Genomic DNA, 19,211 nt, shown 5'->3' with positions numbered 1-19,211 from the left:
GATCTGGAAATAGTGTTAAAAATTCTTAATTTCTTAAACGATTGTTAGCCAATATTGTATCTAATGTTGTTAAGGAATATTTAATATATTATTCAATAAACCTTTAATAAACGTTAAAAGGTTGTTAAAATCATACTCATAATGTCGTTTTAATTTTGCGCAAACAAAAGGATATGCGTAAAGAGACACAAAAGTTGTTGGTTTTGTCACTGTTAGGATTATTCAGCGTTAATCTGACAGCTCAGCAGAAAGCTAAAAAAGATACGATTAAAGGACTTGATGAAGTAGTGGTGACTGCTTTGGGAATCAAAAGGCACGACAAGTCTTTAGGGTACTCTACCCAGACTATTAGTTCTGATGAGGTTTTAAGAACTCAGAATAATAACTGGGCGCAGGCTTTAGAAGGTAAAGTAGCTGGTTTAAAGATTCAAACCGCTGGAGCAGGGCCTTTAGGCACAAGCCGAATCACGCTTCGTGGAGATATTTCTATGAGTATGGGGAATAATGATGCTTTGATTGTTGTGGATGGCGTTCCTTTGAGTGGAAGAAAAACAGGAACCGGAACAGCAGCTTATGGAGCCGGTTCGGGGGGGGATTTACCCATTGATTATGGAGACAGCTTCAATAGCATTAACCCTGATGATATTGAATCCATTTCTATTTTGAAAGGGCCTACAGCATCAGCATTGTACGGTTCCAGAGGTTCCAGAGGAGCCATCATGATTACCACCAAATCAGGGAAAAATAAAAAAGGAAAAGTTCAGGTTGCTTTTAATTCTTATTCAAGCTATGATTCAGTGTTGAAATGGCCGGATTATCAGTATGAATATGGGCAAGGAACCCAACAGAAAGATAAAAATGGGAACTACTATTATTCTTATGGAGCTTCTGCTGATGGGGTAAATACAGGTTCTACCAGTAGTGCCTTTGGACCAAAGTTTGCAGGACAATATTTTTTCCAATACGATCCAACTATAGAAGGCCAAAGCCTGGAAAGACAGCTTTGGAGACCGTATAAAAATAACATTAAAGACTTCTGGCAGGTAGGATCCAATTATTCAAACAGTTTATCAATAGAACATTCTAATGAAACGACAGCATTCAGAACGTCACTTACCTACCTGAAAAATGAATGGATGATGCCGAATACAGGTTTAGACCGATTTAGTGCAGCGTTATCCTTAGATCATAAACTAAGCAGCAGATTGAAAATAGGAACTAAGGTCAATTTTAGTCAGACAAAAAGTGATAATCTTCCTGCAACAGGTTACAACAATCAGTCGATCTCCTATTTTATGATTTTCCAGAATCCAAACGTAGATCTTGCCTGGTATAGACCTATCTGGAAAAAAGGACAGGATCAGGTAGATCAGATTCATCCTTTCAGTTCTTATATTGACAATCCTTACCTGATTGCGTACGAAACCTGAATGGTACCAATAAAAAAACAATTACAGGAAATATTAATCTTAGTTACCAGCTGGCAAAAAACCTTGATGTAGCCTATAAAACAGGGCTGGAATGGAACAATGAATTTCGTACTCAAAGAAGACCATGGAGTTCTGCCAACTATGCTAAGGGATATTATAGAGAACAATACATCCGATATATGGATCTGAATAATGATATTTTATTCACCTATAAAAATAAATTCGGAAACTTTGGGGTAACAGCCTCTGCCGGAGGAAATATCAGGTATCATGAATATACGATGAATGATTACAGAGGAAACGGACTTAATAAAGCAGGTCTTTATCAGCTGTCTAATGCTACTCAGGTAGAGTATAAGCTGCCAAAACCTAATGACAATCAGGTGAACAGTGTGTACGCATTGGCCAATTTCAGTTATAAAGATATGATTTTCCTTGATGTGACAGCCAGAAATGACTGGAGCAGCACACTTCCTGCTCATAACAGATCTTATTTCTATCCCTCTTTATCATCATCCTTTATATTATCGGATATCTTTAAGCTAAAATCAGACAATTTAAATTTCTGGAAGCTGAGATTATCATGGTCTAAAGTAGGAAATGATACTTATACCTATATGTTGGACAAGTATTATGAAAATAGTGGTTTTGTAGGATCTGTAGAATCTCCGTTATTATATCCGAATCCGAATCTGAAGCCGGAGATGATTACCAATATTGAAGGCGGTATGGATTTTACTCTTCTTAAAAACAGATTAACATTCAATTTTACAGCGTATCAGAATAATTCCAAGGATCAGTCTATTATTATTCCGATGTTGCTTGAAACAGGATATAACAAGAGAATTATCAATGCCGGTGAACTGAGAAACAGAGGGATTGAGATGACCTTAAATGCCTATCCGATCAAGAATAAAGACTTCTCATGGAATATAAGTGCTAATTGGTCCATGAACAGAAACAAGATCCTTTCCCTTCCGGAAGAATATCAGGGGAAACCTTATACAATGGCAAGTGTGGGAAGCGTAGTTTTCTATGATGCCGTAGTTGGAGGTTCTCTTGGAGATATGTATGGTGCAGGATTATTGTATTCACCGGATGGACAGGTAATTTATGACGCGAAAGATGGATTAACGGCCAAATCAACGGAAATGAAGAAGATAGGGAATGCTTATCCGAAATGGAGAGCAGGCCTTCAAAATGAATTCAGATACAAAAATATTACAGTGAGTTTCTCATTTGATGGGCAGTACAAAGGAATTGCTTACTCTCATTCCCATCACAAAATGTCAGAGCAAGGGAAGCTTACTCATACCCTTGTAGGAAGAGATAATCCTGGAGGGTTGATCGTTGGACAGGGAGTTGTGCAAAATCCTGACGGAACTTTTTCTCCCAATACAAAAGGAATTCCGGTTGCTACCTATTATGGAGATTATTACAGAAGAGCCAATGTGGAAACCAACTCATTTGATACTTCATTCCTTAAGTTAAGAGATGCCAGAATCTCTTACTCTTTCCCAAAATCAATTGTGGAACCTTTAAAAGTTACAGATATTACCCTTGCAGTATTTGGAAGAAACCTTTGGATGTGGACGAAATTCCCATTATTTGATCCGGAGGCCGCTACTTTAGATGATTCTACAATCACACCAGGAATTGAGATGGGGCAGATGCCTCAGGCCAGAACTATTGGTTTCCAGGTAAACGTTAAATTTTAAAATCAAAAAAAATGAAAAAGTTAATCTATATATGTTCATTTCTAGCTCTTGTGGGCAGTACTGTTTCGTGCGACAGAAGCCTTGATGAGATCAATAAAGATACCAGTAGAATTAATGTGCCTGTTGCCAGTGCATTGTTGGTTCCTATCCAATATAATATGGCAACTGTAGGCTACAATAGAGCAAACGATTTTACCTTTGATATCATGCAGGTTTCTTTGGATTTTCCGAACGAAGGAAACTCTTTGAGCCGCTATTATTTAACAGAAAAAACAGGAAACGGCTTCTGGGACAATTCCTACCGATGGCTAAAACAGGTAGATGACCTTAAAAAAGCAGCGATTTCTGAAGGGGACAAAAATTATCAGGCCATTTCGATGGTATTAAATGCCTGGATCTATTCCAATCTTACCGATACTTATGGAGATGTTCCATTTTCTGAAGCGTCACAACTGGATGATAAGGTCATGTATCCGAAGTTCGATAGACAAAAAGATATTTATATTAAATTATTGGATGATTTGAAAGCAGCCAATTCTCTTTTCATTACCAATAAAACACTTACCGGGGGAGATTTGTTCTTTAAAGCAGATTCAGATCCTAATGGAATCATTGGCTGGAAAAAATTCTGTAATGCTCTTTCTCTAAGACTTTTGATCAGGATCTTAAATAAAGATGGTGAAGTAAATGTTAGAGAAAGAATTCAGGAAATTATTAATAACCCGACAACATATCCCATTTTCCAGAATAATGCAGAAGGAGCAAAAGTTGATCTTACTGGAATCTTCCCATTGATGCCGCCTATTGCAAGACCTCAGGATTTTACGACAGGTAGAGCCGCTTCAGAATTCTTTGTAGAGACATTGAAGGCCAATAATGATCCACGTATGGCATTGTTTTTCTCGCAGGCAAAAGACCCAAAAACGAATGCTAACTTAGGATATTTAGGAGCACCATCAGGATATGCACAAGGTACTGTATTTACCTATCAGCCATCAAACCTTAACCAAAACCTGGCGAAGGCACCTCTTAAAATTTTAGTATATCCATACGCTGAGCTTCAGTTTACATTAGCAGAATTGGCATTTAAAGGAATCATCCAGGGAAGTGCAAAGACGTTTTACGAAAATGGAGTAAAAGCAGCTATAGAACAATGGGGAGCTGTAGTTCCTGCTAATTATTTTGATAATCCCGTGGTAGCATTTGGAACAGGAGATATGAAGAAAATTATGCTTCAGAAATATGTTGCATTATTTTTTGTAGACCATCAGCAATGGTTTGAAAGAGAAGAACAGGGTTGCCGGTACTTCCTAATAATGGCGGGCTCTTAAATGGCGGGAATCTTCCTCAAAGATTGATGTATCCACCTAATACAAGAGTTTTAAACAAAGAGAATTATCAGGCAGCAGTTCAGCAGATGGGCGGTGATGATATCAATGTAAAAGTTTGGTGGAGTAAATAAGTATAATCAATAAAAAAAATAAAAGATGAGTATTAATATAAAATTTTTAATGCCTTGTATGCTGGTGTCAGCAATGGCTTTTTCCCAGTCTTCGGTTTCAGGATATGTATATGAAGACAGTAATAAGAATCAAAAGAAAGAAAACCGTGAAAAAGGAATTGAAGGAGTAGCTGTTTCTAATGGAGTTCAGGTAGTCTTAACGGATAAAAATGGACGTTACAGTTTACCTATTCAGGAAGATCAGACCATTTTTGTCGTCAAGCCCTCAGGATACCAAACAGCTTTAAACAGCAATAACTTGCCTCAATTTTATTATCATCATAAGCCAAAAGGTTCTCCGGCTGATTTTAAATACAAAGGCGTTGCTCCAACAGGTGAGCTACCCAAAGAACTGAACTTTCCGCTTTACAAACAGGATGAAAATAAAAACTTTGATATTCTGGTTTTCGGGGATCCACAGCCTTATACAGAGAAAGAGCTGGATTATTTCAAAAGAGGAATCGTAAACGAAGTGAGAAACACCAAGAAAAATGCGGTGTTGGGAATCAGTTTAGGAGATTTGGTAGGCGATAACCTAAGCCTTCAGAAACCTTATGCTGAGGTAATGAAAGAAGTAGGATTGCCTTGGTATAATGTGATGGGAAATCATGACATGAACTATGATGCCAAAGAAGATCAGCTTTCAGACGAAACCTTTGAATCCAATTTTGGTCCTGCCAACTATTCTTTTAATTACGGAAATGTACACTTTATTATCCTGGATGATATCCTATATCCCGATCCGAGAGACGGAAAAGGATATTGGGGTGGATTCCGTGAAGATCAGCTTCAGTTTATTGAAAATGACCTGAAATTGGTTGATAAAAACAAACTGATCGTAGTGTCTTTCCATATTCCGCTGGAGCATAATAACGAAGATAGCTTCAGAAATGCAGATCGTCAGAAATTATTTGATTTCCTGAATCCTTTCCAAAATGTATTGCTTTTATCAGCACATACCCACATTCAGCAGCAGATTTTCTATGGTAAAAAGCAGGCTGGAACGGGAGTAAAGAACTTCATGAATATAACGTTGGAACCACTTGTGGCGACTGGTATTCCGGAACAGCGGATGAAGAAGGGCTTCCTACTTCAACCATGAGAGATGGGACAGCAAAAGGCTATTCTTTTATCAGCTTTACCGATAACCAATACAAAGTAAAATACAAGACAGCCGGAAAGCCGGAGGATTATCAGATCAAATTATATGTTCCGAAAGTAATTCCGTTCCCTTCCAAAACCTCTGCTAAAGTGTTGGCCAACTTCTTTATGGGAAGCAAAAAAGACAAAGTGGAGTACAGAATAGATAATGGAAAATGGGAACAAATGGAATACGACGAAACCATAGATCCCAACTTTGCGCTTTCCGTTTTCAAATGGGATACAACTGAGAAAATCCTACCAGGAAGAAGACCTTCTAACCCTGAAATGTCAAAACATATCTGGGAAGCAGACTTTCCTAAGAAACTGACATTAGGAAAACATAAAGTTGAGGTGAGAGCCGTAGATATGTATGGAAATCAATTCTCCGCTTCAGAAGAATTTGAAGTACAGAATGCCATTCAGATTCCTTAAGCTTTTCATTTTTTACTATACTTTTTTTAGATTTTGGAACCGGCTCATCATGAGCCGGTTTTATTTTTTGCTGGGGCTTAAAAATGATGAACCACAAAAGCGACAAAAGATTATTGTATTGTTTTTAGAATAGTAAAGATTTGTATGAAAGTTCACATAAGATAAAATCATAGATTTTTATAAAACTTAAGTGCTCTTCTCAACAGCATCTATGATAGCTTTTATTTTACTAAAGTGTTTTAAACTTTTGTGCCTTTTGTGGTTTTATTAAAATCTAAGTTTTCAATATTCCTCTAGAAACCATTAAAAAACTATTAAATATCCTTTCTTTCCATTCCATAAAAATGTTCTTTCGTAACTTTGTCTTACGAAAAGTATTACACTATGAATATAAACGGAAAAAATGCCATTGTAACAGGTGGTGGAAGAGGATTAGGGAAAGCTGTAGCATTAGCTCTGGCGAATGAAGGTGTGAACGTTGCCATTACAGGAAGAAACGAAGAAAATCTTAAAAATACAGTTGACGAGATCCAAAAATTAGGAGTAAACTCTGCATATGCAGTATTTACAATTGATGATGAAGCAGCAGTAAAAACAGGAATTGAAACTTTAGCTGAAAAACTGGGTGGGGTTGATATTCTTGTAAACAATGCAGGAATCGGAGATTTCGGAACAATTGAAGAGATGCCATCTGAAACTTGGGAGCAGGTAATCAAAACCAATTTATTTGGAGTATACTATGCCGCTAAAGCAGTTCATCCATTCATGAAGGCGAAAGGAGAAGGAGATATCGTAAACGTTGCTTCTACTGCAGGATTAAAAGGGGGACCAAATATGTCTGCATATGCAGCTTCAAAAGCAGCAGTAGTTTCTTTATCTCAGTCAATGATGGCGGAATGGAGAAAGCAAAACATCCGTGTAATCACTCTTACGCCAAGTACCATCGCTTCTGATATGAGTATCCAAGGTGGGCTTACAGACGGAAATCCTGACAAAGTTTTACAACCTGAAGATTTTGCAGAATGGGTGAGAGATATCCTGAAAATGAACAGAAGAGCATTAATTGCTAACGGCTCTATTTTCTCTACCAATCCATAAGAGGTTTAAAGTTTAAAATTCAAGGTTTAAAGTTGTCGTAAAACAACTCATCCAATTTTATTTTAAATGATACCTAAAGAAAATCAATAGAAGCGGGCTTTAGCCCGCTTTCCTTATAATATGCAATTCCAATGGCTTTAGCCAAAACCTAAATAGACCATACAGTTTCCAATCTGCGTTATCAGCATAATCTGCGAGAGATAAAAATTCAATAGGAGCGGGCTTTAGCTCGCTTTCTTTATGATATCAAATTCCATGGGCTTTAGCCAAAACCTAAACACAACCTACAGTTTCCAATCTGCGTTATCAGCATAATCTGCGAGAGATAAAAATTCAATAGAAGCGGGATTTAGCCCGCTTTCTTTATAATATGCAATTCCAATGGCTTTAGCCAAAACCTAAATATACCATACAGTTTTCAATCCACATCATCTGCATAATCCGTGAGAGATAAAAAATCAATAGAATCAGGTTTTAGCCATTCAATAGAACACAAAATCCTCCAGCTTTATTCAAAACTTACCTTTTCCATTTTTTTAACCGTGATAACATTAGTATTTTTGCAGCAAATTATTCACATGCAAAATTATTTAGAATTCAATTTCAAGATTTCTCCATTGCAACCTTGGAACGAGATATTAATGGCAGAGCTTATTGAAATAGGTTTTGACAGTTTCACAGAAGAAATTCACGGAATTTTAGGATATATCCAGACTGATTTATTTAATGAAGATCAGCTTAAAGCACTTCCGATCTTTGAAAATGAAAATGTAAAAATTGAGTATTCCTTTGAAGAAATGCCTAATATCAACTGGAATGAAGAGTGGGAAAAAAACTTTTCACCTATCAACATTGATGATAAAGTATTAATCAGAGCAGAATTCCATGAGTCGGTACCAGGAATGCATGAAATTATCATTCAACCTAAAATGTCATTTGGAACAGGGCATCACCCTACAACACACCTGATGATCCAGCAGATGATGGATATTGATTTCAAGGGTAAGAAAGTCTTGGACATGGGATGTGGAACTTCTGTATTGGCAATCTACGCAAAACAACAAGGAGCTGGTGATACAAAAGCTATTGATATCGATGAGTGGTCTGTAGAAAACTCGAAAGAAAACGCAGTAAGAAACAATGTTGAGCTGGAAATTGAGCAGGGAACTGCAGATAATTTAGGAAGTGAAAATTTCGATATCATTCTAGCTAATATCAATAGAAATATTCTGATCTCAGACATTCCAACCTATGTTTCGGTATTGAACGATGGTGGGAAATTATTGCTTTCGGGGCTTTGTTTCTTTGATGTGGATGATATTCTGGAAGTATGCAAAGAAAGTGGTCTTACATTGAAGAAGCAGTTGCAGAGAGAAGAATGGGTAAGCCTGTTGCTTGAAAAGTAAATAAAAAACGAAATACAAATATGAAAACCTTATTAACGGCTTTATTTTTATTGATGTTGCAGCTGTTTGCAGCACAGGAAAATGAAGTATATGCAGATGGTGTTTTCAACTTTCCGGAAAATAAAAGCCAGAAGATTTTTACAGATTGGACAAGGGTAAGAAAAGAACCGGGTGTGAATGCACAGATTTTGGATTCATTGCAGAGCAATCAACAGATAATGATCCTTGAAAAAGAAGAGGCATTACCCGTCTTGCAATTGGGAGAAAGAAGAGCTCACTGGTATAAAATTTCTTATCAGAAAGGAGAGATGATGACTGACGGCTATATTTGGGGTGGAAACCTATGTGTGGGATACCGCAATAAAAATGGATATGACTTTCTTTTCGGACTTTCAAAGACTGTAAATAGAAAAACTAAGACTTTGAATGAAATTGATAAACAGAACATTGCCGGAATAAAAGTGATGGAAGGTAATACCCTCATTGATGAGGTATATTTTGATACCGGAAAGGAGAGGAATTAAGTACAGCTTCTTTTGGCATTGAAAGCAACCATAAATTACAGGATATAGAATTTACCTTAAAGGCAATGGTGTCCGGTGAGGCTTGTGGTATTGCAACCTATGATCAATATGTGCTTTATAAGGATAAAAAGCTTATTACGCTACCTCAACTGATGAATGTAGGTGATGCCGGAGCATATTATCACAGTGAAGAATATGTTTTTCCTAATGATAAAGGAGGCATTTCTAATGCATTTATCCTGAAGGTAGAAGATATGGAAACAGATGATAAAGATAGAGAGAAGAAAAAACGTTCTTCCAAAACTTATCTTTGGAATGGAAGTTCTTATAAACTTAAGTAAGCTTTTTTGTTTAAAATAAATAAAACCGTTGTCATTATACAGCGGTTTTTTTGATCAAAATACCTATTTCTCAATTGAAAAAAATCAAATACATTTAACCAGAGAAAAAACAAAGCAAATGAATTTGTTAGATAACATCCTTCCCATTTTGTTTTCGGTGGTTGTAGGAGGTATAATTGGGATTGAAAGAGAATATCAACTGAAATCGGCAGGGTTGCGGACCATGATATTAGTGACCTTGGGAGCTTGTATCTTTACCATGCTTTCTATGAACCTCGGTGAGTCGGGAAGCCCGGATCGTATTGCAGCCAATATTATTACAGGAATAGGCTTTGTGGGAGCTGGGGTAATCTTTAAGGAAGATAACCGAGTTTCGGGGCTTACAACGGCTGTTACGATATGGATCTGCGCGGCATTGGGGATGACAATAGGAGCTGGATATTATGAGGAAGCTACAATCGGTTCAATAGTTGTGTTTTTATTGCTTATTATGTTCAAATATATCCAGGGTATTATTGACAGGATCAGTACCCGATATATCTATCAGATCACTCTTCCTTATGAAGATGGGGTTATGGAAAGATACGAAACCCTTTTTAAAGAAAATGGGTTAAAATCTATCAGAGGAAAACAAATGAGAAGTGGAGAAAAATATACAGCAATGTGGAGAGTACAGGGAGCTGCCAAAAATCATGAGATCTGTACAAAAATACTATTGAATGATCCCGCCATAGACGAATTTAAGTTTTAAAAATAAAAGAGCCTTTACATCAATGTGAAGGCTTTGTTTTAGGCTAAACGATAGGTATGCAAAAACAAAAATAGGATTGGAATAAACCAATCCTACCCAAACATGATTAAGTGTATAGTTTAGCCATAAATGGCTACAAGGAATATTTGCACAAAAAAGATTTTTATTGATGCTTAACCAATGTTTCCTTAATACTAATTAAAACTAACTTTTATAACGGTCTCCCGATTAAAGATTATCCCTGTAAAAGTACCACGAATTGAAGTTCATCTGCATAAAAGTTCATCTGATTCCGCAAAATAGACCAATGAAACGTAATTTTCATGCGGTGAACCGTATGGAACTATTGCTGCACTAGAAAATAATACTAATTGGGAAGTGAGAAATGATAAAAAAGAAAGATAAAGAGAATAAAGACCGTAATATTCATTAAAAGGATTATCCACCATAGCGAATGACGCTTGTTTAAAATAATAGCTATTGAAACAGAAACAGTAGATATGATAAGGAGTAGTATTCCTAATAAGAAATCAACACCCTTAAAGCCTCCAAAATAGGAAACAATTACTATAATCAGACAAGAGATGGAGATACCACCCAATATAGAAGAAAATTGATGTTGACTGATTTTATTCATTATTATTGTAAATATAGACTTATTTGATTTAAAATCAATTGATTATTTTAGAGATAAATATATCTGCTATGAAAGAATCCTTCAGGACAATTGAACGATGGCTCTCCGAAAATGCTCCAAAAATTGTAACGAATTCTCTACAGCCTCCTGTTGCAGAAGAACAGTGGGGTCAGTTTAACAAAAGCATAGGCAAAGATTTGCCGGATGACTTTAAACAACTTTATTTATGGCATAATGGGATGAATGATGATGAAAATCTTGGAAGTTTATTTTATGGAATGAGTTTTTATACTGTAGAAGAAATGCTTCAGGATAAAGAAAATAGAGGAGAGCGAGAACAAGTGTCTTTACAACAAAACGATCAGGAAATTAAACCAGATAATATTTGTAATCCTGATTGGATCAGGTTTGCGTTTGATGGGGCACACACTGGATTATATATTGATTTGGATCCAGGTATTGGAGGAACTTATGGACAAGTGATTTTTATTGATGATGAGTATGAAGTGGGGATGTTGGTCGCTGATTCTATACGTGATTTGGTTCACCAATTTATCATAGATTTGGATAAAGAATTATATCATCTCCATGAAGATGCTTTGGAAGATGGAAATCATTTCCTGGAGGCAGATGATTCTATTGATATTATCAACTGGCAGGATAGTATGAAATGGAATCGTTTGGATGAAAATAAGTAAGATGGATCATTTGGTTCTGAAATAATAAAACCCTTACAGTAAAAGGCTGCAAGGGTTTTGTATTTTTGAAAATATAATAAATGTCAGATTATCTGTTAAGGAGTTGCCTTTACAGCATTGTACATTAAAGAGTCTTTTTTCGAAGGGGTGTAATCATATTTGTAATTGTAAAATGAAGCCTCCCAGTCTCCATATCCTACATTAGGAATAATAATGAATTTTTTACCAAATTCATTAGCAGAGTTTTTCACTGCTGCTGATCGCTCAGTTTCAGATTTTTTATCAAATAAGTTAGAGAAATCGGCAAGATTATCGCCTAGTAATAAAACAATATTATAGTTTTTAGCGATATCAAGTCGACGGTTTTCCTTACTGCTTTCTTTAAATCGAACAATAAGATTAGTCTCTTTTTGAATAGGGAAATTGTATTTTTTTAAGTTGTTTAAAGTTCCTGTGCGCTCTTGTTCCAAACGGTTGGTCACATAGAAAACCTGTATTCCTTTACTTGCTGCATACTGATAGAACTCCTGAGAACCAGTCAATGGCTTGGCGATGCCTTTAGCCGTCCATTCTTCCCATGTTTTTTGATCGTAATCTTTTCCCATCTTAGCACGCTCAACGGCATAATAAGAGTTGTCTAAAAAGGTCTCATCAATGTCTGAGATAATAGCCAAAGGCTTCTCTGATTTTTGAGCCAAAGCTTCATCCAAACGAAGTTTAGCGATATTGTAAGCTTGAAGGCAAAGAGCTTCATATTCTGCAGAACGTTGCTGATAAAATGCTGCATATATTTTCCCGTCACGCCCAAGATTTTGATAAGGTGCATCCTGAATAGATATTTGGGAAACTGGAGTAGCTGTTTTACACGAAAGAGTCAATGCAAAAGCACAGCTTGCGATAATGAACTTGAAATTTTTCATTGAATTAAAATAGAGAGAGCAAAATTATAACAATTTGATTTTTATTACAACTATTTTCGATGCAGATTGACTCTCCTCAATTTATAATGAGCTCAGAATATTCAACTTATTTTAAAACCAAAAAACCTCACAGTAAAAAACTGTGAGGTTTCAGTGAGCGCGAAAGGATTCGAACCTTTGACCGTCCCGATAGAAAATCGGGATGCTCTAACTGTGCCTCTAAGTTTTTACAATTAATAAATAAAGTTTAAAAACCAAAAAACCTCACAGTAAAAAACTATGAGGTTTCAGTGAGCGCGAAAGGATTCGAACCTTTGACCGTCCCGATAGAAAATCGGGATGCTCTATCTGTACCTCTAAGTTTTTACAATTAATAATAAAGGTTAAAAAACCAAAAAACCTCACAGTAAAAAACTGTGAGGTTTCAGTGAGCGCGAAAGGATTCGAACCTTTGACCGTCTGCTTAGAAGGCAGATGCTCTATCCAGCTGAGCTACGCACCCTTAAAATCTTAAAAGTCGGGGCGGCAGGATTCGAACCTGCGACCTCCTGGTCCCAAACCAGGCGCGATGACCGGACTACGCTACGCCCCGAGATGTCATCCTTAATGAATTTGACTTCATAATTTAAATTTTAAAAAGCAAAAAGCCTCCAAAATTTAAATATATAGTTTCACTTAAATAGTGATACTTTTGTGAGCGCGAAAGGATTCGAACCTTTGACCGTCTGCTTAGAAGGCAGATGCTCTATCCAGCTGAGCTACGCACCCTTGAAAATCTTAAAAGTCGGGGCGGCAGGATTCGAACCTGCGACCTCCTGGTCCCAAACCAGGCGCGATGACCGGACTACGCTACGCCCCGATTAAAGGTCATCAATAACGAATTTTACTTCGTTTTTGCGGTTGCAAAGGTACAATACTTTTTGAAATAAAAAAATAAATTAAAGGATAATTTTTAATTAAATTTTTGGGAAACTTTTTTGTTAACTTTACTTGATTAATAACCATGGATTTAGGCTTTCTGAAAAATTTTAAGTTTTTTTGCAGCTCCTTGGTCTATCAGTGAATTTTGACCTTACAATTTTTTAAAAATAGAAATATGAAAACTCAGGATTTTTATAAAATAGACCTCCCCACTTTGGAAAAAGCGCTTCAAAATGATGAGGTCAACTTCTAACAAAATAAAATACTATGAACTATTTTGTATATGCACTAGAACATATTTATACAGATGAATCTCACACAGCTTGTAAATTTCTGGGATATTTTGATGATTTAGAACTGCTTGAAAAAGCAAAAGAAAAGGCATTGACTCTTCCTGGATTTAGAACTTATCCTGATGGAGTTGTTACAAGGAAATATGAATTAAATAAAATCCATTGGCAAAATGGTTTTAATAGTGTTGTGGGAGAAATTGGACGGGATTATTTAAATAAAGAAGATGTAATGAGTGAGGGAAGTGAATCAATCAAAGAATTGAACTTACAGTATATTTTTCAAGTGAGTCATACTTATACTATCCATACCTTTTTAGACGATGAGAGAATCATTGGTATCTTTTTAGATGAACAGCTGGCAAATGAGGTTGTTGATCATTGTAAAAAGAAAGAGGGGTTTAAAAATTATCCCGATGATTTTATAGTGGATAGGTTTATTTTAAATAATTTATTGTGGACTACCGGGTTTGGCTAAAAGATAATGGCTTTTTTCCTGTTATAGAATCTTTTATTTGTCATTTTAATACATTCAATCCTATGTAATTAAAACAGCTCTGAACTTTATTTTCAAACTTCATTACTTCCAGCTTTCATCCTCCAACTTCCTTTATTTCTCGTTAATCCCTATATTTGCCTCATGAAACGATTAATGTTGATGAGCTTGCTTTTTCCGGTTATTTTGTTTTCACAGACAAGCGGAAAAGTAGTAAAGATTTCGGATGGGGATACCATTACAGTACTTTTAAAAGGTAATAAGCAGAAGAAACTAAGATTGGCAGATGTAGATTGCCCGGAAAGTGGACAGGCCTTCGGTAAAAATGCCAAACAATTCACATCTGGCAAGGTGTTTGGGAAAATAGTTACATTCACTGAAACCAGTACGGATCGCTATGGACGTTCCATTGCTAAAGTATATTACGATAAAGATAAATACCTCTCAAAAGAGCTGATAAAAGCTGGAATGGGATGGTGGTATTTCTCCTATTCTAAGGATGATTCTTTAGGGAAACTGCAAGAAAAAGCTCAGCAAAATAAGATCGGGCTTTGGCAGGATATTCATGCTGTTGCACCTTGGGAGTACCGTAAAATGAAAAGGGAAGAATCGAAAAATAAAAGAAATGAAGCTTCTAAAATTCAATTAAAAATAAAAGGAGCTGCTTAATAAAAAAAGTCTTGAAATGATATTTTCAAGGCTTTTTTTATGTAAGATTTGTTAGGGGATCTAAATTGTTATATTTGTAATGTTCACATTTCTAGTTCTTATTTGTTATTGATAGACTAAAGTAGATAGGAGGAATGAATGCTAGTAAACTATTTAATCATGAAGAGATCCATCATTTCGATATTGTTGTTTGTTTTGCTGATCCAAAATATAAGTGGTCAAAAAAAGAATATTTCTTACGATAGTATTGCTGTTTATTTTGATGAGATAAAGACTGCATCCAAGAAGAATTTTGGACTTTGGGGTCAGGACTTGTATGGAGCAATGATCTTAATTGATCCTAAAACCCGAGAATTCTTCACTAATGAATCTGATAAAATGGACTTTTTTCCTAATGATATTAATATTGCCAATACAGCCTTGAATTGGAATGGGAAAAAATGGGCGATGATTATGCTTCCACTTCCGCAAAATAAATATGATAGGATCGGTTTGTTGGCTCATGAATCATTTCATCGTTTACAGCCATTGTTAGGTTTTGAATTAAACAATGTTGAGAGCAATCATCTGGATCAGAAAGAGGGGCGAATTTATCTTCGTTTAGAGCTGGAAGCTTTGAAGAAAGCAGTGAAATCAGATTCGGAAAAGGAGTTGAAGAAACATCTTACCAATGCACTTACCTTTAGAAAATACCGGCATAGTCTTTACGAAGGCTCTGCTTCCCATGAAAATCTTTTGGAACTTAATGAAGGCATGGCAGAGTTTACCGGAGTTGTAGTGAGTGGCAGAAATAAAGCTCAAACAACTGCTTTTTTAGCCAATGGAATTAATGATTTTTTTAAGAATGCAACATTTGTTCGATCGTTTCCTTATCATACCATTCCTGTTTATGGGTATTTACTCTATAACAAGGATAAGAACTGGAATAAAAAAATTACAGCAAAAACAGACCTGACTGATTATTTTATCAAAGCATTCAATATTATTATTCCTAATAATGTAAATACTGTTGTAAAAAAGATATCGGATCATTACAAAGGAAAAACTATCTTTGAAGAAGAAGCTAAAAGAGAAGAGAAAACAAAAAAGCGTATTGCTGAATACAAACTCAAATTTATAGAGAACCCACATTTTGAAATAAAATTTGAAAAGATGAATGTTTCTTTTGATCCAAGAAATATAGTGCCTATTGAAAATAAAGGAACCGTATACCCTAATATAAGAGTTACGGACAAATGGGGAATTTTGACGGTTGAAAACGGTGCATTAATGAGTCCAAATTGGGATAAGATTTCAATATCTAATCCTGTTCAAGTGGAAGATAAAAAGATATCCGGTGATGGTTGGATTCTTGATCTGGCTGACGGATATGCAATAAAGAAAAATGAAACTACTGGTAATTATACATTGATTAAATAGTAGTATTTGTCTGTAATGAGTAAGGACAGATCTGTTACGATTAGATTTGTCCTTACTGAGATGCTTTACAAGATGTTATTCAAGCTCTTTTTATGGTTCGAGTCCAAGATCACCACATGACTTATAGGGAACGCAGGTTAATTTGTCATTTACAAAACATAACCTTATACAATTCCCACCTCCAAGAATGGCTTTTAATTCTGCTTTTTGAAGTTTTTTTAAATTTTTCATATCAATAATATTTTATGTTGTTGTACAAATTTGATATTAATTATCATACAGCGGTTAAAATTAACAAATTTTAACCGCCCTAATTATTGCAAGAAAAGTCATAATAAAAGTACAATTTAAAGCTTAAAATGATATTTTGGAATTTATAATACTCCAATCCTTACCTTTAGAGGTAAATCCTTTGTGGTCTGATAGGTGCTTTCTAATTCTTTCTTGCAAGTCTTCACAAGAATGTCCAATATAATATTTGTCAAGTGACACAGAATAAAGTATATAACAATAACACATGATCTAATATAAAATAAAAATCTGTTGTTCTTGTAATAGGAGAAGATTTTAAACTTTGACTGTTCTAATTATGAATTGAAGAATGAGATGATAAAAAAACAAAAAACCTCACCATAAAAATGATGAGGTTTTTGTGAGCGCGAAAGGATTCGAACCTTTGACCGTCCCGATTAACGATCGGGATGCTCTATCCGGCTGCTACTATTAATAAGCGCTGTGATTTAGCTTTACTTTTCCATTCTTTTATTTCTCGCTCTCTTTTATAAGCATCAATTTTAGAATTGAAGCTTTCAGTATAAATAATAATCCAGTCTTTGACTTTTGATGTAAATCCTTTGTGGTCTGAAAGGTGTTTTCTAAGTCTTTCTTGCAAATCTTCACAAGAATGTCCAATATAATATTTGTCAAGTGACACAGAATAAAGTATATAACAATAACACATGATCTAATATAAAATAAAAATCTGTTGTTCTTGTAATAGGAGAAGATTTTAAACTTTGACTGTTCTAATTATGAATTGAAGAATGAGATGATAAAAAAACAAAAAACCTCACCATAAAAATGATGAGGTTTTTGTGAGCGCGAAAGGATTCGAACCTTTGACCGTCCCGATTAACGATCGGGATGCTCTATCCGGCTGCTACTATTAATAAGCGCTGTGATTTTAGCTTTACTTTTCCATTCTTTTTATTTCTCGCTCTCTTTTTATAAGCATCAATTTTTAGAATTGAAGCTTTCAGTATAAATAATAATCCAGTCTTTGACTTTTGATGTAAATCCTTTGTGGTCTGAAAGGTGTTTTCTAAGTCTTTCTTGCAAATCTTCACAAGAATGCCCAACATAATATTTGTCAAGTGACACAGAATAAAGTATATAACAATAACACATGATCTAATATAAAATAAAAATCTGTTGTTTTTGTAATAGGAGAAGATTTTAAACTTTGATTGTTCTAATTATGAATTGGAGAATGAGATGATAAAAAACAAAAAACCTCACCATAAAAATGATGAGGTTTTTGTGAGCGCGAAAGGATTCGAACCTTTGACCGTCCCGATTAACGATCGGGATGCTCTATCCGGTTGCTACTATTAATAAGCGCTGTAATTTTAGCTTTACTTTTCCATTCTTTTATTTCTCGCTCTCTTTTATAAGCATCAATTTTAGAATTGAAGCTTTCAGTATAAATAATAATCCAGTCTTTGACTTTTGATGTAAATCCTTTGTGGTCTGAAAGGTGTCTTCTAAGTCTTTCTTGCAAATCTTCACAAGAATGCCCAATATAATATTTGTCAAGTGACACAGAATAAAGTATATAACAATAACACATGATCTAATATAAAATAAAAATCTGTTGTTTTTGTAATAGGAGAAGGTTTTAAACTTTGATTGTTCTAATTATGAATTGGAGAATGAGATGATAAAAAACAAAAAACCTCACCATAAAAATGATGAGGTTTTTGTGAGCGCGAAAGGATTCGAACCTTTGACCGTCCCGATTAACGATCGGGATGCTCTATCCGGTTGCTACTATTAATAAGCGCTGTAATTTTAGCTTTACTTTTCCATTCTTTTATTTCTCGCTCTCTTTTATAAGCATCAATTTTAGAATTGAAGCTTTCAGTATAAATAATAATCCAGTCTTTGACTTTTTGATGTAAATCCTTTGTGGTCTGAAAGGTGTCTTCTAAGTCTTTCTTGCAAATCTTCACAAGAATGCCCAATATAATATTTGTCAAGTGACACAGAATAAAGTATATAACAATAACACATGATCTAATATAAAATAAAAATCTGTTGTTTTTGTAATAGGAGAAGGTTTTAAACTTTGATTGTTCTAATTATGAATTGGAGAATGAGATGATAAAAAACAAAAAACCTCACCATAAAAATGATGAGGTTTTTGTGAGCGCGAAAGGATTCGAACCTTTGACCGTCTGCTTAGAAGGCAGATGCTCTATCCAGCTGAGCTACGCACCCTTAGAAGTTGATTTTTGCTTAGTGATAAGCACATTAAAAAAGTCGGGGCGGCAGGATTCGAACCTGCGACCTCCTGGTCCCAAACCAGGCGCGATGACCGGACTACGCTACGCCCCGAGATATATAGAGTGCGGAGGGTAAGGGATTCGAACCCTTGCGACACTTTCGCGTCGACAGTTTAGCAAACTGCTCCATTAACCACTCTGGCAACCCTCCTTTTTGTTTATTTTTTAATGATCGTTGTTCCGTTATTGCGAGTGCAAATATAGAATAGATTTCCTTATTTACCAAATAAATTTCAAGAAATTTTTGTGTATT

General features: G+C 35.4%; 20 protein-coding genes, 7 tRNA genes and 2 pseudogenes. 14 read left to right on the top strand and 15 right to left on the bottom strand.

The window, feature by feature from the left end; genetic code table 11:
- Nucleotides 1-173: 173 nt before the first annotated feature.
- The 11 genes and pseudogenes from QWZ06_RS20495 (at nt 174) to QWZ06_RS20445 (ending at nt 11,679) form a co-directional block, all read left to right on the top strand.
- Entirely contained in the window at nt 174-1,430 is a 1,257-nt protein-coding gene (locus tag QWZ06_RS20495; protein ID WP_290300877.1) for a TonB-dependent receptor plug domain-containing protein, read from the top strand.
- Nucleotides 1,427-3,148: a TonB-dependent receptor domain-containing protein gene (locus QWZ06_RS20490; protein ID WP_353960025.1), complete on the top strand. Its 1,722-nt coding sequence runs from the start codon at nt 1,427-1,429 to the stop codon at nt 3,146-3,148. The genes QWZ06_RS20495 and QWZ06_RS20490 overlap by 4 nt, the downstream gene beginning before the upstream one ends.
- 11 nt (nt 3,149-3,159) lie before the next feature.
- Nucleotides 3,160-4,479 (top strand): SusD/RagB family nutrient-binding outer membrane lipoprotein, encoded by a 1,320-nt coding sequence (locus tag QWZ06_RS20485; protein ID WP_290300876.1) that lies wholly within the window; start codon nt 3,160-3,162, stop codon nt 4,477-4,479.
- Nucleotides 4,446-4,610 (top strand): SusD/RagB family nutrient-binding outer membrane lipoprotein, encoded by a 165-nt coding sequence (locus tag QWZ06_RS20480; protein ID WP_290300875.1) that lies wholly within the window; start codon nt 4,446-4,448, stop codon nt 4,608-4,610. Before QWZ06_RS20485 ends, QWZ06_RS20480 begins: the two co-directional genes overlap by 34 nt.
- Nucleotides 4,611-4,659: 49 nt before the next feature.
- Nucleotides 4,660-6,224: pseudogene (locus QWZ06_RS20475) on the top strand (calcineurin-like phosphoesterase C-terminal domain-containing protein).
- 384 nt (nt 6,225-6,608) lie between these two features.
- Nucleotides 6,609-7,322 (top strand): 3-ketoacyl-ACP reductase, encoded by a 714-nt coding sequence (locus QWZ06_RS20470; protein ID WP_290300874.1) that lies wholly within the window; start codon nt 6,609-6,611, stop codon nt 7,320-7,322.
- A gap of 578 nt (nt 7,323-7,900) precedes the next feature.
- Nucleotides 7,901-8,728 carry a 50S ribosomal protein L11 methyltransferase gene (prmA, locus tag QWZ06_RS20465; protein ID WP_290300873.1) on the top strand — a complete coding sequence of 276 codons (828 nt, stop codon included), beginning with the start codon at nt 7,901-7,903 and terminating at the stop codon, nt 8,726-8,728.
- 20 nt (nt 8,729-8,748) lie between these two features.
- Nucleotides 8,749-9,252: an SH3 domain-containing protein gene (locus tag QWZ06_RS20460; protein ID WP_290300872.1), complete on the top strand. Its 504-nt coding sequence runs from the start codon at nt 8,749-8,751 to the stop codon at nt 9,250-9,252.
- A gap of 65 nt (nt 9,253-9,317) precedes the next feature.
- A complete protein-coding gene (locus tag QWZ06_RS20455; RefSeq protein ID WP_290300871.1) occupies nt 9,318-9,593 on the top strand; it encodes a hypothetical protein in 276 nt (91 codons plus the stop codon).
- A 118-nt stretch (nt 9,594-9,711) separates the two neighbouring features.
- Entirely contained in the window at nt 9,712-10,344 is a 633-nt protein-coding gene (locus tag QWZ06_RS20450) for an MgtC/SapB family protein (protein ID WP_290300870.1), read from the top strand.
- 705 nt (nt 10,345-11,049) lie between these two features.
- Nucleotides 11,050-11,679, top strand: a complete 630-nt coding sequence (locus tag QWZ06_RS20445; RefSeq protein WP_290300869.1) for an SMI1/KNR4 family protein — start codon at nt 11,050-11,052, stop codon at nt 11,677-11,679.
- A 95-nt stretch (nt 11,680-11,774) separates the two neighbouring features.
- On the opposite strand, the gene QWZ06_RS20440 is transcribed toward QWZ06_RS20445, so the two are convergent.
- From QWZ06_RS20440 to QWZ06_RS20420, 5 genes are all read right to left on the bottom strand, one after another.
- Nucleotides 11,775-12,599 (bottom strand): 5'-nucleotidase, lipoprotein e(P4) family, encoded by an 825-nt coding sequence (locus QWZ06_RS20440; RefSeq protein ID WP_290300868.1) that lies wholly within the window; start codon nt 12,597-12,599, stop codon nt 11,775-11,777.
- A gap of 428 nt (nt 12,600-13,027) precedes the next feature.
- A tRNA-Arg gene (locus tag QWZ06_RS20435) sits at nt 13,028-13,101 on the bottom strand.
- A 15-nt stretch (nt 13,102-13,116) separates the two neighbouring features.
- Nucleotides 13,117-13,191, bottom strand: a tRNA-Pro gene (locus QWZ06_RS20430).
- Nucleotides 13,192-13,293: 102 nt separating this feature from the next.
- Nucleotides 13,294-13,367, bottom strand: a tRNA-Arg gene (locus QWZ06_RS20425).
- A gap of 16 nt (nt 13,368-13,383) precedes the next feature.
- A tRNA-Pro gene (locus tag QWZ06_RS20420) sits at nt 13,384-13,458 on the bottom strand.
- Nucleotides 13,459-13,787: 329 nt separating this feature from the next.
- Between QWZ06_RS20420 and QWZ06_RS20415 the strand changes: the two genes are divergently transcribed.
- The 3 genes from QWZ06_RS20415 to QWZ06_RS20405 all read left to right on the top strand — a co-directional run bounded on the left by QWZ06_RS20415 (nt 13,788) and on the right by QWZ06_RS20405 (nt 16,394).
- On the top strand, nt 13,788-14,288 hold the full coding sequence (locus QWZ06_RS20415) for a hypothetical protein (protein ID WP_290300867.1): 501 nt from the start codon (nt 13,788-13,790) through the stop codon (nt 14,286-14,288).
- A gap of 162 nt (nt 14,289-14,450) precedes the next feature.
- A complete protein-coding gene (locus QWZ06_RS20410) occupies nt 14,451-14,975 on the top strand; it encodes a thermonuclease family protein (protein ID WP_290300866.1) in 525 nt (174 codons plus the stop codon).
- Between the two features lie 159 nt (nt 14,976-15,134).
- Nucleotides 15,135-16,394, top strand: coding sequence for a hypothetical protein (locus tag QWZ06_RS20405; RefSeq protein ID WP_290300865.1), 1,260 nt, complete (start codon nt 15,135-15,137; stop codon nt 16,392-16,394).
- Between the two features lie 90 nt (nt 16,395-16,484).
- Here the strand turns inward: QWZ06_RS20405 and QWZ06_RS28250 are convergent, their stop codons facing one another.
- The 10 genes and pseudogenes from QWZ06_RS28250 to QWZ06_RS20360 all read right to left on the bottom strand — a co-directional run bounded on the left by QWZ06_RS28250 (nt 16,485) and on the right by QWZ06_RS20360 (nt 19,109).
- On the bottom strand, nt 16,485-16,625 hold the full coding sequence (locus tag QWZ06_RS28250) for a bacteriocin-like protein (RefSeq protein WP_435384132.1): 141 nt from the start codon (nt 16,623-16,625) through the stop codon (nt 16,485-16,487).
- Nucleotides 16,626-16,748: 123 nt separating this feature from the next.
- The gene (locus QWZ06_RS20400) at nt 16,749-16,913 is read right to left on the bottom strand and encodes a GIY-YIG nuclease family protein (protein ID WP_290300864.1); all 165 of its coding nucleotides are present in this window, start codon (nt 16,911-16,913) and stop codon (nt 16,749-16,751) included.
- Between the two features lie 187 nt (nt 16,914-17,100).
- The gene (locus QWZ06_RS20395) at nt 17,101-17,328 is read right to left on the bottom strand and encodes a GIY-YIG nuclease family protein (RefSeq protein WP_378170935.1); all 228 of its coding nucleotides are present in this window, start codon (nt 17,326-17,328) and stop codon (nt 17,101-17,103) included.
- Nucleotides 17,329-17,627: 299 nt separating this feature from the next.
- Complete coding sequence (locus QWZ06_RS20390; protein WP_290300860.1) at nt 17,628-17,801, bottom strand: GIY-YIG nuclease family protein; 174 nt, start codon at nt 17,799-17,801, stop codon at nt 17,628-17,630.
- 169 nt (nt 17,802-17,970) lie between these two features.
- Complete coding sequence (locus QWZ06_RS20385) at nt 17,971-18,243, bottom strand: GIY-YIG nuclease family protein (RefSeq protein WP_290300858.1); 273 nt, start codon at nt 18,241-18,243, stop codon at nt 17,971-17,973.
- A 169-nt stretch (nt 18,244-18,412) separates the two neighbouring features.
- Nucleotides 18,413-18,625: a GIY-YIG nuclease family protein gene (locus QWZ06_RS20380; RefSeq protein ID WP_290301405.1), complete on the bottom strand. Its 213-nt coding sequence runs from the start codon at nt 18,623-18,625 to the stop codon at nt 18,413-18,415.
- Nucleotides 18,621-18,686, bottom strand: a pseudogene (locus QWZ06_RS20375) (GIY-YIG nuclease family protein); the annotation flags it as partial. The pseudogene QWZ06_RS20375 and the gene QWZ06_RS20380, both read right to left, overlap by 5 nt.
- 133 nt (nt 18,687-18,819) lie before the next feature.
- A tRNA-Arg gene (locus QWZ06_RS20370) sits at nt 18,820-18,893 on the bottom strand.
- A 42-nt stretch (nt 18,894-18,935) separates the two neighbouring features.
- Nucleotides 18,936-19,010 (bottom strand) — tRNA-Pro (locus tag QWZ06_RS20365).
- Between the two features lie 14 nt (nt 19,011-19,024).
- Nucleotides 19,025-19,109, bottom strand: a tRNA-Ser gene (locus QWZ06_RS20360).
- Nucleotides 19,110-19,211: the final 102 nt, after the last annotated feature.

The sequence above is a fragment of the Chryseobacterium tructae genome (genome assembly GCF_030409875.1).
GTDB lineage: Bacteria > Bacteroidota > Bacteroidia > Flavobacteriales > Weeksellaceae > Chryseobacterium > Chryseobacterium tructae.
The sequence above is the reverse complement of the archived record's forward strand: the minus strand, read 5'-3'. Positions and strand labels throughout refer to the sequence as shown.